Annotated in this window: 17 protein-coding genes; 6 read left to right on the forward strand and 11 right to left on the reverse strand. The window is 62.2% G+C overall.

Annotated features, from left to right (window positions below; genetic code table 11):
- Positions 1-32: 32 nt before the first annotated feature.
- Together LWF01_RS14885 and LWF01_RS14890 are read left to right on the forward strand one after the other, a co-directional pair.
- A complete protein-coding gene (locus LWF01_RS14885) occupies positions 33-467 on the forward strand; it encodes a nitroreductase family deazaflavin-dependent oxidoreductase (RefSeq protein ID WP_349638147.1) in 435 nt (144 codons plus the stop codon).
- 73 nt (positions 468-540) lie between these two features.
- Positions 541-891, forward strand: a complete 351-nt coding sequence (locus LWF01_RS14890; protein ID WP_349638148.1) for a TraR/DksA family transcriptional regulator — start codon at positions 541-543, stop codon at positions 889-891.
- A gap of 25 nt (positions 892-916) precedes the next feature.
- On the opposite strand, the gene LWF01_RS14895 is transcribed toward LWF01_RS14890, so the two are convergent.
- From LWF01_RS14895 to LWF01_RS14910, 4 genes are all read right to left on the reverse strand, one after another.
- Entirely contained in the window at positions 917-1,240 is a 324-nt protein-coding gene (locus LWF01_RS14895; RefSeq protein ID WP_349638149.1) for a cupin domain-containing protein, read from the reverse strand.
- A 91-nt stretch (positions 1,241-1,331) separates the two neighbouring features.
- Entirely contained in the window at positions 1,332-2,549 is a 1,218-nt protein-coding gene (locus tag LWF01_RS14900) for a metal-dependent hydrolase family protein (RefSeq protein ID WP_349638150.1), read from the reverse strand.
- A 22-nt stretch (positions 2,550-2,571) separates the two neighbouring features.
- A complete protein-coding gene (locus LWF01_RS14905) occupies positions 2,572-3,033 on the reverse strand; it encodes a GAF domain-containing protein (protein ID WP_349638151.1) in 462 nt (153 codons plus the stop codon).
- Complete coding sequence (locus tag LWF01_RS14910) at positions 3,030-4,400, reverse strand: MFS transporter (RefSeq protein ID WP_349638152.1); 1,371 nt, start codon at positions 4,398-4,400, stop codon at positions 3,030-3,032. The genes LWF01_RS14905 and LWF01_RS14910 overlap by 4 nt, the downstream gene beginning before the upstream one ends.
- Positions 4,401-4,519: 119 nt before the next feature.
- Between LWF01_RS14910 and LWF01_RS14915 the strand changes: the two genes are divergently transcribed.
- Complete coding sequence (locus LWF01_RS14915) at positions 4,520-5,431, forward strand: MurR/RpiR family transcriptional regulator (protein ID WP_349638153.1); 912 nt, start codon at positions 4,520-4,522, stop codon at positions 5,429-5,431.
- Positions 5,432-5,479: 48 nt separating this feature from the next.
- Entirely contained in the window at positions 5,480-6,484 is a 1,005-nt protein-coding gene (locus LWF01_RS14920) for an aldo/keto reductase family protein (RefSeq protein ID WP_349638154.1), read from the forward strand.
- A 184-nt stretch (positions 6,485-6,668) separates the two neighbouring features.
- On the opposite strand, the gene LWF01_RS14925 is transcribed toward LWF01_RS14920, so the two are convergent.
- Complete coding sequence (locus LWF01_RS14925; RefSeq protein ID WP_349638155.1) at positions 6,669-7,532, reverse strand: aldo/keto reductase; 864 nt, start codon at positions 7,530-7,532, stop codon at positions 6,669-6,671.
- Positions 7,533-7,672: 140 nt separating this feature from the next.
- Between LWF01_RS14925 and LWF01_RS14930 the strand changes: the two genes are divergently transcribed.
- A complete protein-coding gene (locus LWF01_RS14930; RefSeq protein WP_349638156.1) occupies positions 7,673-8,107 on the forward strand; it encodes an SRPBCC family protein in 435 nt (144 codons plus the stop codon).
- A gap of 42 nt (positions 8,108-8,149) precedes the next feature.
- Here LWF01_RS14930 and LWF01_RS14935 read toward each other — a convergent pair whose 3' ends face one another.
- From LWF01_RS14935 to LWF01_RS14960, 6 genes are all read right to left on the reverse strand, one after another.
- A complete protein-coding gene (locus tag LWF01_RS14935) occupies positions 8,150-9,301 on the reverse strand; it encodes a hypothetical protein (RefSeq protein ID WP_349638157.1) in 1,152 nt (383 codons plus the stop codon).
- A 182-nt stretch (positions 9,302-9,483) separates the two neighbouring features.
- Entirely contained in the window at positions 9,484-10,488 is a 1,005-nt protein-coding gene (locus LWF01_RS14940) for an aldo/keto reductase (protein ID WP_349638158.1), read from the reverse strand.
- Between the two features lie 120 nt (positions 10,489-10,608).
- Positions 10,609-11,082, reverse strand: coding sequence for a MerR family transcriptional regulator (locus LWF01_RS14945; protein ID WP_349638159.1), 474 nt, complete (start codon positions 11,080-11,082; stop codon positions 10,609-10,611).
- Positions 11,083-11,188: 106 nt separating this feature from the next.
- The gene (locus LWF01_RS14950; RefSeq protein WP_349638160.1) at positions 11,189-11,701 is read right to left on the reverse strand and encodes a GNAT family N-acetyltransferase; all 513 of its coding nucleotides are present in this window, start codon (positions 11,699-11,701) and stop codon (positions 11,189-11,191) included.
- Positions 11,702-12,012: 311 nt separating this feature from the next.
- On the reverse strand, positions 12,013-12,453 hold the full coding sequence (locus tag LWF01_RS14955) for a VOC family protein (protein WP_349638161.1): 441 nt from the start codon (positions 12,451-12,453) through the stop codon (positions 12,013-12,015).
- A 66-nt stretch (positions 12,454-12,519) separates the two neighbouring features.
- The gene (locus LWF01_RS14960) at positions 12,520-13,164 is read right to left on the reverse strand and encodes a maleylpyruvate isomerase family mycothiol-dependent enzyme (protein WP_349638162.1); all 645 of its coding nucleotides are present in this window, start codon (positions 13,162-13,164) and stop codon (positions 12,520-12,522) included.
- Positions 13,165-13,216: 52 nt separating this feature from the next.
- Here LWF01_RS14960 and LWF01_RS14965 point away from each other — a divergent pair, with 52 nt between their 5' ends.
- The gene (locus tag LWF01_RS14965) at positions 13,217-13,930 is read left to right on the forward strand and encodes a winged helix-turn-helix transcriptional regulator (RefSeq protein ID WP_349638163.1); all 714 of its coding nucleotides are present in this window, start codon (positions 13,217-13,219) and stop codon (positions 13,928-13,930) included.
- The last annotated feature ends 39 nt before the right edge of the window (positions 13,931-13,969 follow it).

The raw sequence follows: 13,969 nt of genomic DNA on the forward strand, positions 1-13,969 counted from the left end.
ACCGCGTTCGGTAGCAGGAGCATAATCAAGAGATGACACTTAACGGGGAGTACCTGCCGAGTCCGGAAAAATGGGTCCGCGACCAGGTCGAGCTGTACGAAGGCTCCGGAGGCACCAAGGGCACAACGATGCGCGGCATGCCTGTGGTCCTGCTGACCACGACGGGCGCCAAGTCCGGCAAACTTCGCAAAATGCCGCTGATGCGCGTGGAGCACGACGGCGAGTACGCGGTGGTGGCTTCGCTGGGTGGCGCGCCGAAGCATCCCGTCTGGTACTTCAACATCAAGGCTCATCCGGACGTTGACCTTCAGGACGGGCCGGAGAAATGGCAGATGGTTGCCCGCGAGGTGACGGGCGAGGAGAAGGCGACCTGGTGGGAACGTGCTGTCGCTGCCTATCCGGATTATGCGGATTACCAGAAGAAGACAGACCGCGAGATCCCGGTCTTTGTGCTCTCCCGAGTTTGACGTGCCATTCCCGGCAGACCTCGTCCAGCGTCCTGATCCGGAATTGAACGCGCTGTCTCGGCGTTAACTGTTCATGCCAAAGCCATCACCACGCGAGAATCTGCTCGCTGCCCGCTCTGATGCGCAGCGACGAAGCGAAGCGCTCGCCCATGAGCACGCGGACATTATTGCCGCAACGCAGTTCGCGGCAATTGACGACGAACACGATCCAGAAGGATCGACCATCGCCTACGAACGGACCCAGACCGCACAGCTTCTCGCCGACACGCACGATGAAGTGAACGAGATCGATGCGGCCCTGCTCCGGGTGGAGGACGGCAGCTACGGCAAATGCCAGCAGTGCGGCGAACCGATCGCTCCGGCTCGGCTGGAGGCCCTTCCGGCGACCAGGCTGTGTCTTAGCTGCGCAGCCTCGCGCCGCTAGTCAGTCGATCGGCCCCGCACCGCGGTCAGTCGATCGACGTCACCGCGGTGAGCAGAATCGCGGAGTCTTCCAGGGCGTCGACGCTGTGTCGCTGCTCGGGCAGGCGCAGCAACTGTCCCGCTTCTGCGTCGACGTAGCCGGAGCCATAATTCAGTCGAACGGCACCCTTCAGCACCTGCAGACTGGCGGCTGGTGGCGTGTCATGCTCGGCCAGAGTCGTGCCCTGCGTCATCGCGATTATCGCCTGCCGAAGGTTCCGGTCATGAATGAGCAGGTGCGCACTGCGCCCGTGATGGTCCCGTGCCGCAAGCTCGAGGTGTTCCACTACCAACTGGTCCAGGTTCTGCATCGTAGCCTGCCTATCTCGGCGTCATTTCCCTAAAGCTACGTCGCGTTCGGCTGGCGCGCCACCATAACCGGGCCGATCGAAGCACCCGGCTTTACTTTTCAAGTACGACGCGGCCTGCCTGAACTACGGTTCCGATCCTCGACTCGGCGAGAATCGAAATGTCGTCAACCGGATCGGCGTCCAGAATCAACAGGTCACCGTGTGCGCCGGGGGCGACGACGCCGAGCTCACCCTCACGCTGCAGGAGCTTGGCGGCAGTGACGGTGGCCGAACGAATGACATCGATCGTCGGCTGTACCTCGGCGCGAATCTGAAATTCCCGAGCCTGATGCCGCTGCATCCCGCCGAGCAGGTCCGAGCCGTAAACGATGTTCACCCCGCCACGGACGGCGAGCTCCAAACCTCGGCGGCCGGCATCGAGGACCGTCGCAACTTTCTCCCAGTTCGATTGGCCAAGTCCGAATTCCCGGCCCTCCTCCTGCAGGGACCAGTAGGTGACCAGCGTCGGCACCAGGAAAGCGTCATGCTTCCGAAACAGGCTGACCGTCTCGTCATCAAGCAGGTTGCCATGCTCGATGCCGCGAATACCGGCCTCCAACGACCGATTAATCGCCTTTGCCGTATAGGCGTGAGCGGTGACGTAGCGGTTTGCCGCTTCGGCTTCCTCGACTATCGCGTGCAACTCATCGAGCGAGTACTGGGTCGAATCGATCCGGTCAGTTGGTGACGCGACGCCTCCTGACGCCATCACCTTGATGTGATGCGCACCTTTTCGCAGCTCGTCCCGAGTAGCCGCCCGCACCGCATCGACGCCATCCGCTATCCGGCCCAGGCCGGCGCAACACTGATGTGAGTCGAACAACGCCGTACCCCTCGCCCGGGAGTCGCCGTGTCCACCGGTCTGACTCAGTGCCTTCCCGCAAAAGAACAGCCGGGGACCCCGGACGAGCCCTTCCGCCTGGGCGTCGTGCAGCCCGAAGTCGGCCCCCGACGCGTCGCGGACCGTGGTGAATCCCCGATCGAGCATGTCTCCCATCAGTCGGCCTGCCTGGAATGCCACGTAGCTTGGCGACCAGGAGGACAGCGACCCCAGATCCGCGGTGGCCGCCGTGACGTGCACGTGAGCATCGATGAGTCCCGGCAGGACGAACTTCCCGCCCGCGTCGATCTCCCGTGCAGACTCTGCTGCGCCGAGAGAGCTGCCGACTTCGGTGATCATCCCGTCGTCGATCCGGATATCGGCTTGCGTATAGCTGCCCTCGACGACGTCGAGGACGTTTGCGTTACGAATGAGTAGGTTGTTGGCCACCAGCGGATCCTTCGTTCGGTGATTAGTGGTTCAGCGTGCGGCGGAGCGCTGTGCTGACCGCGCCCGCGCTCCGCCCGGCGATGTCTACGGCATCCCCGACCGATTCCTGGTCGTAGGCGCCTTCGGCGTCCAGGATGTTGAGGGCTCCGATGGTCACTCCGTCCTTGACCACCGGGGCATTGATGATCGTCCCGCAGCCGAGCGACCGAATAACCTCGGCGTCCTTGAAGATGCGCTCGACCTCGGCCGGCCCCTGGCCGAAATAGGGCTTCTGTTCCTCGATGGCCAGAGCCAGCCATTCGGCGGCGACATCCTGCGAGGTGTCTTTCGTCCCGCCCACCGGATAGGCAACGGGGTGGGTGGAGTAGATCCGGCACATCGTCCTGCCCTGGTCGGCGAACCCGAGCACCGTGAACAGCTTCACCCCGATGTGCTCGGCTACCGCGCGATGAACGTCCTCAAGTGAGGCGAATTCTTCACTCATACCTTCCCCTTGATTTCTGCCTGGGTGATGTCTTCCAGCGAACGCCCTGCGGTCTTGACCGCGAACAGCAGGGTACAGATCACGCCGACGGCCAAAACGGTGGTGGTCAGTCCGAAGACCCCGCCGAAGCCCAGCTGGGCGGAGAAGACTCCGATCAGGAGCGGGGCGGTTATCGAGCCCACTCGTCCAAAGGATGAAGAAAGCCCGGTCCCGGTGGCACGCAGCCAGGTCGGGAACACTTCAGGCGTGTAGGCGTAAAGCCCGGCGTAGGTTCCGTTGAGGAAGAACGACAGAGCAACCCCCGCGCAGGTGATCAGGATCGGATCGGTCATCTGGCTCAGCCACAGCGCTGAAAGCGCGGAACCGGTGAGATAGGCCGCGATGACGTTCTTCCGGTCGATCTTTTCATTGAAGTACGCGGCGCTGAAGTAGCCGGGTATCTGCGCCAGGTAGATGATCAGCGAAAAGGTGAAGCTGGTGGTGACGGTGATTCCCTTGTCCACCAGCAGGGTTGGAATCCAGGAGAAGAATCCGTAGTAGGAGAAGGTGATCACGAACCACATCAGCCAGGTCACCGCCGTCACCTTCGCCATCTTTCTCGACCAGAGATAGGTAATGGCTTCCAGCGTCTTGAACTTGCGCGGCGCCTCAGCCTCCGCGAAACTCTGATCGACGGGCGGTAACGGTTTACCAGTGGCAGCGAGAACATCCTGCTCAAGCTTTGCGACGACGGCCTCCGCTTCGTCCGGCCTGCCGGCATTCCTCAGGTATCGCGGTGATTCCGGCAGATTGCGGCGCCACCACAACAGCATCACGATTGGTACCGCGGTGATCACCTGTGCCCAGCGCCAGCCTTCGTCAATATTCGGCACGATGAATCTGCCGATAAGGGCAGCACCGACGAAGCCGAACGAGAAGAAGCCGGACAGTGTGCCGACGAACCAGCCCCGCTTGTACGACGGAACGAATTCGGAGAGGAACGGTGCGATGATGGCACTTTCGGCACCCGCACCGAACCCGGCGAAGATTCGCGCGACGAGGAAAATCTCGAAGTTCGGTGCGGCCGCGGCGACGAGCGAGAAGATGGCATAAACCGCGAGCGCCCCCATCATCACTTTCTTGCGCCCGATCTTGTCACCCAGGATTCCGGCGAAGATTGCGCCGAAGAGGAAACCAAAGGGTGCGGCCGAGGACACCAGGCCGAGTTGCGCGTTGTTAAGTCCAAAGACCTCGCGCAGGTCATTCAGCAGGAACGCAACGATAGCGGCGTCCATGCCATCGAAGGTATATCCCAACCCGCCGATCAGAAGCAGCTTGTAATGCGGTCTGCTCAAGGGCAGGCGATCCAGTCGGGCGTTAAGCGACATTTTGGCTCCTGGGCGTGAGGCAAATCACGAAGTTGTCTCTCAAGAACCTAGACGCAAGATTCTTTACACGCAACTGCTTTTGCAAGTTTTCTTACGTGGAGAGTGTCTAGACTAGTCGCGTGACTACCGTAGATTCAGTTCCCGAGGGGCCTCGATCCGCCGAGCAGTCGACATCGGCAGTCGCCGCCGACTCTGTCGACGATTGGCTCCGTTCCCTGGTGCCTGCGAAGGGGCTGGGAGCGAAGGCGCATGCGCTGTTGCACCAACTGCAGACCCACCCGTCTCGAGCGTCATATGCCAGCGCGCATGAGCTGGCGACTGCCTCCGGCACAACAGTCGCGACAGTCACGCGGCTGGCACAGTCACTGGGATTCGAAGGCTGGCCCGACCTGCAGCGACAGATACGAACGCGCCATCTGTCGTACCTGTCGCTCACCGAGGTGATCAGGGCTCATCAGGGCAGCGCGCTGCCGTCCCACTCCTCGGTTCAGCAGGACCTGGATTCATTGGCCGTCTTCCTGCGCGAGGTTGATCACGATCAGTTGAATCGGATTGCGACGGGCCTGGGCTCGGCGCATCGGATCTACATCAGCGCCGAGGGCAGCTATTCCAGCATCGCTATCGCAATGGCACACAACACTCGGCTTGCCGGTTATGACGCGCACGCGATTGTCGATGGCGGCGCGACGCTGGCGAATTCAATCGCAAAGATGCAGCCCGGAGACGTGTACGTCGTGGTGTCGTTCTGGCGACTGTACGAATCCGCCCTGATCGCCAGCACCGAGGCCAAGAAGCGCGGCGTGTCGGTATTCGTTATCAGCGACACGGTGCCCCGGGAACTTCAGGACTCAGCCGACGAGATAATCCTGGTGCCGAGCGAAGGAGCGTCCTTTTTCCCTTCACTGACCACCGGCATGGCGGCGCAGCAAGCAATCGTGACTGCGCTTTCCACTATCGACGCCGAACGCACCGGGGCTTCGATCAAGGCGGCAGATGAGAGTTGGCGTCGCTTCAAGCTACTGCACCGCTAAGCCCAACGGCCTGCTGCACGGTTGAGCTCGCCGACGTAGGCTGAAGTAATGGAATTCAGATATCTCGGAAACAGCGGCCTCAAGATCTCGGAAATCACCTACGGAAACTGGCTGACCCACGGGTCGCAGGTGGAAAACGACATCGCTGCCAAGTGCGTCCGTGCAGCGCTCGACGAGGGCATCTCGACCTTCGACACCGCCGACGTCTATGCGAACACCGCCGCCGAGCAGGTGCTCGGTGACGCCCTGCGCGGCGAGCGACGGGAATCCCTGGAGATTTTCACCAAGGTCTACCACCCGACCGGCCCGAAGGGCCACAACGACACCGGGTTGTCGCGCAAGCACATTATGGAGTCAATCAACGGTTCGCTGACCCGGCTGGGTACGGACTACGTCGACCTCTACCAGGCACACCGGTACGACTTCGAGACCCCGCTGGAAGAGACGATGCAGGCGTTCGCCGACATCGTGCGGCAGGGCAAGGCGCTCTACATCGGGGTCAGCGAATGGACCGCGGAACAGATCCGTGCCGGACACTCCTTGGCCACAGAACTTGGCTTCCTGCTGATTTCCAACCAGCCGCAGTACTCGATGCTGTGGCGAGTGATCGAGCCTGAGGTCATCCCGACGTCCGAAGAGCTCGGCCTCTCCCAGATCGTCTGGTCACCGGTGGCTCAGGGCGTCCTTACCGGCAAGTACAAGCCCGGCGCCGAGCCGCCGGCAGGCAGCCGCGCGACCGACGAAAAGGGCGGCGCCAACATGATCAGCCGCTTCATGAACGATGAGGTGCTGAGCGGTGTTCAGAAGCTTCAGCCGATTGCCGCCGAGGTCGGGCTGAGCATGGCACAGCTGGCCGTCGCCTGGGTGCTGCAGAACAAGAACGTCGCCTCTGCCCTGATCGGTGCTTCCCGCCCTGAGCAGGTTTCGGAAAACGTCCAGGCCGCCGGAGTGAAGCTCGATGACGCGATCCTGACCAAGATCGATGACGCGCTGGGAGGCCTTGCGGAGCGGGACCCACGCCTGACCAAGTCTCCTGAGACTCGTTTGGTGTAATGCCCGCGATGTCGTCCGCCGGGCGGCACAGACGTGGTGGGGCAGCACCACGCCTGTGCCGCCACGAGTCGAAACAGCCCGCCAGCGGAGAAGCTGGCGGGCTGTTTCGCGCGGTACTACGCGGCATGGATGTCGCGACTGCGGCATCTATGTGTCGCGCGAGCAGACCTATCGCGCGACTCACTTAGGAAACCGGTCCGGCGGCATCCAGTTCGGCGACGGTGTCGGCATCAAGAGTCAGCTCGGCAGCGGCCAGATTGTCTTCCAGGTGCTCAATCGACGAGGTCCCCGGGATAGGCACCACCACCGGTGAGCGCTGAAGTAGCCAGGCCAGCGCTACCTGGGCCGGCGAGACGTTCAGCCGCTTTGCTGCGGCGTCCACCGGGCCTCCCGGCTGCGCGAGTTCACCAGCTGACACCGGCGCCCACGGGATGAATGCGATGCCGTTCGCGGTGCAATAGTCGAGCACATCGGCGTGCTTCCGGTCTGTCAGGTTGAAGCGGTTCTGGACCGAGGCAACAGTGAAGTACTTCTCCGCTTCCTGGATTTCAGCAACGCTGACCTCGGAGAGTCCGAGTGCTTTTACCTTTCCCTCGGCCTGCAGCTCCCGCATCACGCCGAACTGTTCCGCCGTGTCAACCTTCGGGTCGATCCGATGCAGCTGAAACAGGTCGAGCGCGTCGACCTTCAACCGGCGGATGCTCAGCTCCGCCTGCTGACGGAGGTACTCCGGGCGTCCCAGCGGGATCCACTGCCCCGGCCCGGTGCGAGCTTGTCCGGCTTTGGTCCCGATCTTCAGGCCGTCCTGATAGGGATACAGCGCCTCGGCCAGGATCTGCTCACTGGTTTCGGGACCGTAGGAATCGGCAGTGTCGATGAAATCCACGCCGAGTTCCACTGCCCGTCGGACGACTGCCCTGGCCGAGTCCCGGTCGACAGGGTCACCCCAGATGCCCTCGCCGGTGATCCGCATCGCCCCGAAACCCAGACGGGTCACGGTGCCAAGGTCTTTGATGTCGATTGTTCCTGCTGTGCTGAGATTGCTCATAGTGTGCATAGCCTGAACGATGGTCCGGTTTATTCCGGACCGCCCTATCCGCGCCGCCGGCCGGCCCCAGGCTTTTTGGGTTCCTGCGGGACCGATCTGTGCCGCTGCTAGCGTGGTGGCTGCAGACAAAGGAGAGTGATATGGCACAGGTTGTGGCTTCCGCCTCGAAAACGATGAACGCCGAGCCGGAACAGGTCAGGTCTGCGTTAGCCGACTACAGCACGGTGCGGGAACGAATCCTGCCCGAGCAGTACACCGACTACCAGGTGCTGAAGGGCGGCACAGGCGATGGCACCGTCGTGCGGTGGAAGCTGCACGCGACGAAGAAGCGGATCCGGGACGTTGAATCCGCTGTGTCCGTCGACGCCGACAGCGTCACCGAGCGCGACGCCAATTCCACTCTGGTCACGGTCTACCGCGTGACGCCCGCCGCGTCCGGCTCCGAAGTCACTGTCACAACGTCATGGAACGGCGCCGGCGGAATTGGCGGATTCTTCGAGAAGACGTTTGCGCCACTCGGCCTGAAAAAGATCCAGGCCTCGACGCTGGACAACCTGGCAAACTTCCTCGGATAACCAACCGGAGCACCCGCCCAGGTAGCCGAACCGGTGCCGCGGTCAGGGCGCAGTCGACGAACCAGCGCCGTCTGTGCCCTGCTGCGACGATCCGCGCTGCGACGATCCGCCCCCACCGTTCCCGGATGAGCTGTCGCTCCCGGACGTTCCACTGCCGGACGAGTCGCGTCCAGCTGAATCGCTGCCGCCCTGCTCCGTGGTGTCAGAACCACCCGATTCCTGTTCGTTGCCAGGATTGCTCGGTGCACTCGGCTCGGTGCTCGGCGTATCGTCCCCTGGGTTCGTCGCGGAGTCGGATTCCGGACCGGTGGGTACGTCGCTCGGATCGGTCGCTGGCTGTTCGCCGTTCTGCTGCTTCTCGGTGTTTCCGGAGTCCTTCACCGTGGTGTCGGACGAGGAATCGTCCTTGCCGTCAGAGGAGCTCCCGTCAGTTTCGCCGTCCTTCTCACTGCCGTCATCGCTCGCCGAGCCACCTCCCGAGGAAAGCTGGGTGTGGATGGTCCCGGTGCCCTTCGACAGGTCCGTTCCGGTCACAGCCTGTGCCGCCAGGATGCCGCCGAGGCCAAGTACGAATGCGGCCGCGGCCAAGCCGACCGCCAGGAAAACCTGCTTCTTCGACAGTCGATGCCACCAGCGCTGCGGCTGCTCAGATTGGTCCGTCGTCGGCTCGGATTCGTCCCCGTCGCCACCGGTGCCGGGAAAGAGGTCCTGCCGGTCCAGCACCGTGGTGGGCGTCTCAATCCGCCCGGTCTGCGTCCTGATCAGCGCTGTGCGGGGATCGAGAACCGTGGTTGCATTGCTATCACGAGCGCTGGTTGCGTCACTGTCGCTACGGTCAGATGCGGCACTGGATTCGTCCCGCTCGATCAGCGGAAAAGTAGATGTCGGCGTCCGGCCCGTCGTCGAGCCGACGGGTTCAAGCCGTTGCAGCCGGCGGGTGTCGGTCTTGCTCCTGAGAAGTCTCTCCCGGCCCTTGTCCAGCGAGTGTTGATAAAGAGTCAGAGAGACGGCCGAGACAACGCTGACCAGGCCGGCTCCGATAACCGTCCCGGCCACACCGAGCTGGCCGCCGACGACCGATGCCGTCGCTGCAGCTGCACCACTCGCGACCAGTTTGCTCGGGCTGAGCGCCGACTTTACGTCGGAGTCATTCTTCTTCTCGTCCTTGGGTTCTATTGTCGTCGTATCCTTCACGCCTTACGTCCCTTGCCTAAAATTGAAGACGCGACGCCAATGGCAAAGCCACCATCGACGCCGCGCTTTCCCTCAGGATCGCATCAAAGTCTAAGAGTTTGATGAGCTACCGCGCAGAGAGCCGTGAGACCTCGGACCGTCGCCAGTTCGCTAGGCCGACTGAGCCAGCCGCGATCCAGGGATTATCCGACTGTGGTCGGCGCACTGTCGCCCTTCACCCAGCCCATGTCCGGGTAACGGGTTCCGGCAGGCTGCATCTCGGCTAGTTCGGCCAGCACCTCATTCGGAAGCTGCAGACTGAGCGCACCGATGTTTTCATCCAGGTAGCTGCGACGCTTCGTGCCGGGAATGGGGACGATATCGTCACCCTGGGCAAGCAGCCAGGCCAGCGCGATCTGTGCCGGTGTGGAACTCAGCTGCTCGGCGAGTTCCTGAATCCGCCGTACCAGAGCCAGGTTCGTCTGCAGGTTTCCGTCCTGCCAGCGCGGGAGAGTTCGGCGGAAATCGGTCTCGCTGAGATCGGTGGAAGCAACCGGGGATCCAGTCAGCAATCCCCGGCCTAGCGGACTGTATGGGACCACAGTGACGCCCAGTTCGCGCGCTGTCGGAAGCACATCGCGCTCGATATCGCGGCTGAATATCGACCATTCGGTTTGCAGCGCCGCGATCGGATGGATCGCTGACGCACGGCGGAGGCTTTCGGCCGAGGCCTCAGACAGGCCGAGATGCCGGACTTTTCCAGCCTCGACCATATCGGCCATCGCTCCCACGGACTCCTCAATAGGTACGGCCGGATCAACCCGGTGCAGGTAGTACAGGTCGATCACGTCAACACCCAGCCTGGACAGAGACTCGTCAACTGCCTTGCGGGCGTATTGCGCGGAACCATTGTTTCCTTGCGGCAGCGAGGTCTCAGGGTCGGTAACGATTCCGAACTTGGTTGCCAGCACCACCTCGTGGCGTCGAGTGGCCAGCACCTCGGCGAGCAGCCGCTCATTGTGACCATTGCCGTACATGTCAGATGTGTCGAAAAAGTTCACGCCCTGGTCAAGGGCATGGTTCAAGGTGGCCAGCGATTCACCTCGATCCGCGGGGCCGTATGCCAGGCTCATGCCCATGCAACCTAGCCCGATCGCTGACACGCTGAGCTCGCCGATCCGGCGGTTAGGGATCGATGCATTGTTCATCTTTCTTCTCCAATCGAAGCTGCGGGCGCTTTTTGCCCGCACATTTTGGGCAGGATCAAGCAGCGAAACGTGCTGAAATGCCCTGCTTGCCTGCAGGTGACGTACCGGTTGTGGCGAACGCTAGTCGCTGCAGTTGCCGCCGTAGGTGGTGACCTTGTAGTCAATGACGGCCAGCGAAAGTTGCAGGTCGGCGATTTGCTGGCGCACCCGGTCACGTTGGTTCAGCAATATCTCCAGCCGCGCGGGCACAGAGCTGTCCCCTTCTTCGACGAGCGCGACGTAACGCTGAATATCACGGATAGGCATATCGGACATCCGTAGCCTGGTGATGAAATTCACCCGGGCCAGAGCGGTCCGGTCGTAGGATCGGTAGCCCGAGCTGTCGCGTTGCACCCGAACCAGTCCAATGCGTTCGTAGTAGCGCAGGGTATGCGTCGAGACGCCGAGTAGCTCGGCCACTGTGGCGATACTCAGCGGCCAGTCGAGTCGGCTGGGCATGTCCTGCGCACAATTCAGCACCTCGGCCGGACCGGATGGTGCTTCGGACGAAATCTGGCCTAGATGCTGGCTGATGTCGTGCGCCGTGATGCTCATAACGATCAGCGTATGCATTAGAGCGCGCTCTAAGGCAAGAGGCTGTGACAACTATCTGTGCCACGTAGCGGTCGGTCACCGTGCGACTGGAACGTGTGGACCCCCGCTAGCCGACCTTGAACTTGAATCCGCGGTGAGAACCCACAAACCCCAGCCGCTCGTAGAAGCGATGAGCATCGGCCCGTGCTTCATCTGACGTGAGCTGCACGAGGGATGACCCCGTCGCCGGGGCAGCCGATTCAATTACCCAGCGCATCATCGCTGAACCGATGCCGCTCGACCTATGGTCGTCTCCGACCCTGACGGCCTCGACTAGGAGTCGCGTTGACCCACGTCGAGCCATCCCGGGGATCCGGGTGAGCTGCATCGTGGCTATGGGGCGATCTGCGTCGTCGACTATCAACAGAATCTCGTTGGACGGATCAGCAATCAGTTCCACGAGCGCGGTTTCATAGGCTGGGCCGTCAGCTGGGTCAGCCTGATCACCCCTCGCTGCGCTGATCGGATCGTCAGAGAGAAGGCCGATGAGTGCGTCGAGGTCATCGTGACTGGCGCGACGGAGAGTCAGATCCCCACTCTTCGTGGTTAACGAGACAGGAAGGTGAAGAAACTTGATCATGTCCTCAGTTTCTCATCGACGTTCGGAGCGGCGGACACGGTCCCAGACCTCGGGGACATGTTGCCACTCACCAATGAGGACGCGGTGTCCACCCTGCTCAAATACTTGGGATCCGCTTGGATTAACTGCAGCATTTCGGGGAGGTCTAAGTCGAGAGTTGTCTTCGACTAGTCCACCGTATTGAGCCTCCCGCGAGACGTTCCGCTTACCGGCATCGAGGGTTGGAAGTCTGCGCGCCAAGCCTCGGCGATGCAGTCAACGACTGGCCAACCGGCAGCCGCCGAGGCAATGTCGCTACCCGGTGGCCGCGGTCAGCCGATCCGTTCAGCCAAGGCCACGATGATTCCCTCCGGGCCGCGCACGTAGGCCATTCGCCAGACGCCCTCATACTCGCCGATGCCACCCACCAACCCGTAACCCTCAGCGGCCAGCCGATCGACCTGCGCCTGGAGATCATCGACCTCGAAAGACAAACTGCGCAGGCCGAGCTCGTTAGCCGCGGCTGCGGGCGATCCCCTCTCGGGGTCGGGCCGAACGAAGCTAGAAAGCTCCACTCCTGTACCTCCGTCAGGCGTTCGCAACATAACGATCTCTGTACGGGAATCAGGGATCGCTATGACTGTGTCGATGAACTCGCCCTCCACGAATGCCCGGCCCTCGATCTCGAGCCCGAGTCCGACGAAGAACGCCGCCACCTGGTCGAGGTCCTGAACGGTGACACCGACGTGGTCGAACCGAATGATTCGCGACATAAGCACAGCCTCCATGTGTTCGTTCTACAGTGGCCGCCAACCCTTAGTGCCCACCTTTTCCTACACTCAAGAGCGAATGCGCTGCGCGAAGGGCACAGCGCCCGGCCCAGTGAGCTCGCCCACCTCCACCGGTCGTCCTGACACGGCGAGCAGCAGGACGATGGCGGGGCCGCGAACCTCTTGGCCCGCGCCGTGTTCGAAAGCCACGTCGGAGGCGACCAGTCGCCACCCCTCGGCATATTCCTTGCCGCCGCCGATCTTTACGGTCGTCTTCAGCTGGTACCTCAGCGCGGTGGCTACATGGGCAGTCGGGTAGTCGCGGCTGATCCCGATAGGACGACGGATGTCCTCCCCGTGGACGAACGCTTCGACCAGCCGAGTGGCGAGCGGTGCCGGGGGGCTGCTTGTCCGAGTGAGCACAGCGCGAAACTCAGCCAGAGTGCGACCCGGATCCTCTGCGCGCTCCCGCGCTACCCCCGCGGCGTTGTCCCGATCGAAGTCGAAGCCAGCTGCGACCATGCGGCGGACGAAGCCAAGTCGGGTCGCCTTCGCGGTGTCGACGAGATGAGCCAGGACGTCGTGCACGTCCCAATCGGGGCACAGCGACGCCGTCTGCCACTGCTGCGGTTGCAGCGCATCCAGGTCCTGAATCAGTGCTCGACGCTCGTCGTGCACCACAGGCCAGATGGTGGAACTGGGTCGCGGGGTCATTTCACTACTAAAACAGTAGTTGACACTTCTAGTCAAGTAGTAAACTGAGAATATGGCAGTGCGCAGAACATACGGCTCATACAACGACGGGTGCGCCTCCGCTCACGCACTCGATCTCATCGGGGAGCGCTGGGCGCTGATAATCGTGCGAGAACTGCTACTCGGGCCCAAGCGGTTTCTAGACATACAACGCGACATACCGGGCATCGGACCTGCGGCGCTCTCCCAGCGGCTTCATAACCTTGAAGAGGCAGGCATTGCTGTGCGCCGCAAACTGCCCATGCCCACTCACGTCACAATGTACGACCTTACGGACTGGGGACGTGATCTTGAGGCAGTCAACAGTGCTCTATCGCTTTGGGCCGTTCGCTCACCACGACTCCCGCTCGACGCGGACATGAGCCCCGATACGGTCGTCCTGGCAATGCGTGCACATGCGCGACCGCTAGCCCATGGCGCACGGAGTCGCCGCATCTCGCTTAAGCTGACCGATTCCCGCGTCGCTGACCGCGAGCCGGTCGAGTATCTCGCGACTCTGGCAACGGAAGGGACATTCATTACGAAGATGTTCGGCTCCGACGACGTCGACGCGCTCGTCACCAGCACGACAAGGGCATGGAAGTCCCTAATTATCAGCGGGGACCGATCTCCCCTCGAAAGCTGCGAGGACATCACAGTCGAAGGCGACAGGGAGGCCGTCCGCGTCCTGCTCGACGCCACCCAACTGCAAGCCCCGGTTCAGGCTGGGTCGCCGTTCGGGAACTGAAGACAGAACAGGGCCGGGCCGGAGAGATCCCGAAACGAT

Source organism: Saxibacter everestensis, from assembly GCF_025787225.1.
GTDB classification, from domain to species: domain Bacteria; phylum Actinomycetota; class Actinomycetes; order Actinomycetales; family Brevibacteriaceae; genus Saxibacter; species Saxibacter everestensis.

Excerpts from the sequence above, each read along its gene's own strand:
- LWF01_RS14885 (WP_349638147.1), top strand. The coding sequence starts at position 33 with ATGACACTTAACGGGGAGTACCTGCCGAGTCCGGAAAAATGGGTCCGC.
- LWF01_RS14890 (WP_349638148.1), top strand. The coding sequence starts at position 541 with ATGCCAAAGCCATCACCACGCGAGAATCTGCTCGCTGCCCGCTCTGAT.
- LWF01_RS14895 (WP_349638149.1), bottom strand. The coding sequence starts at position 1,240 with ATGCAGAACCTGGACCAGTTGGTAGTGGAACACCTCGAGCTTGCGGCA.
- LWF01_RS14905 (WP_349638151.1), bottom strand. The coding sequence starts at position 3,033 with ATGAGTGAAGAATTCGCCTCACTTGAGGACGTTCATCGCGCGGTAGCC.
- LWF01_RS14910 (WP_349638152.1), bottom strand. The coding sequence starts at position 4,400 with ATGTCGCTTAACGCCCGACTGGATCGCCTGCCCTTGAGCAGACCGCAT.
- LWF01_RS14920 (WP_349638154.1), top strand. The coding sequence starts at position 5,480 with ATGGAATTCAGATATCTCGGAAACAGCGGCCTCAAGATCTCGGAAATC.
- LWF01_RS14925 (WP_349638155.1), bottom strand. The coding sequence starts at position 7,532 with ATGAGCAATCTCAGCACAGCAGGAACAATCGACATCAAAGACCTTGGC.
- LWF01_RS14930 (WP_349638156.1), top strand. The coding sequence starts at position 7,673 with ATGGCACAGGTTGTGGCTTCCGCCTCGAAAACGATGAACGCCGAGCCG.
- LWF01_RS14940 (WP_349638158.1), bottom strand. The coding sequence starts at position 10,488 with ATGAACAATGCATCGATCCCTAACCGCCGGATCGGCGAGCTCAGCGTG.
- LWF01_RS14945 (WP_349638159.1), bottom strand. The coding sequence starts at position 11,082 with ATGAGCATCACGGCGCACGACATCAGCCAGCATCTAGGCCAGATTTCG.
- LWF01_RS14950 (WP_349638160.1), bottom strand. The coding sequence starts at position 11,701 with ATGATCAAGTTTCTTCACCTTCCTGTCTCGTTAACCACGAAGAGTGGG.
- LWF01_RS14955 (WP_349638161.1), bottom strand. The coding sequence starts at position 12,453 with ATGTCGCGAATCATTCGGTTCGACCACGTCGGTGTCACCGTTCAGGAC.
- LWF01_RS14960 (WP_349638162.1), bottom strand. The coding sequence starts at position 13,164 with ATGACCCCGCGACCCAGTTCCACCATCTGGCCTGTGGTGCACGACGAG.
- LWF01_RS14965 (WP_349638163.1), top strand. The coding sequence starts at position 13,217 with ATGGCAGTGCGCAGAACATACGGCTCATACAACGACGGGTGCGCCTCC.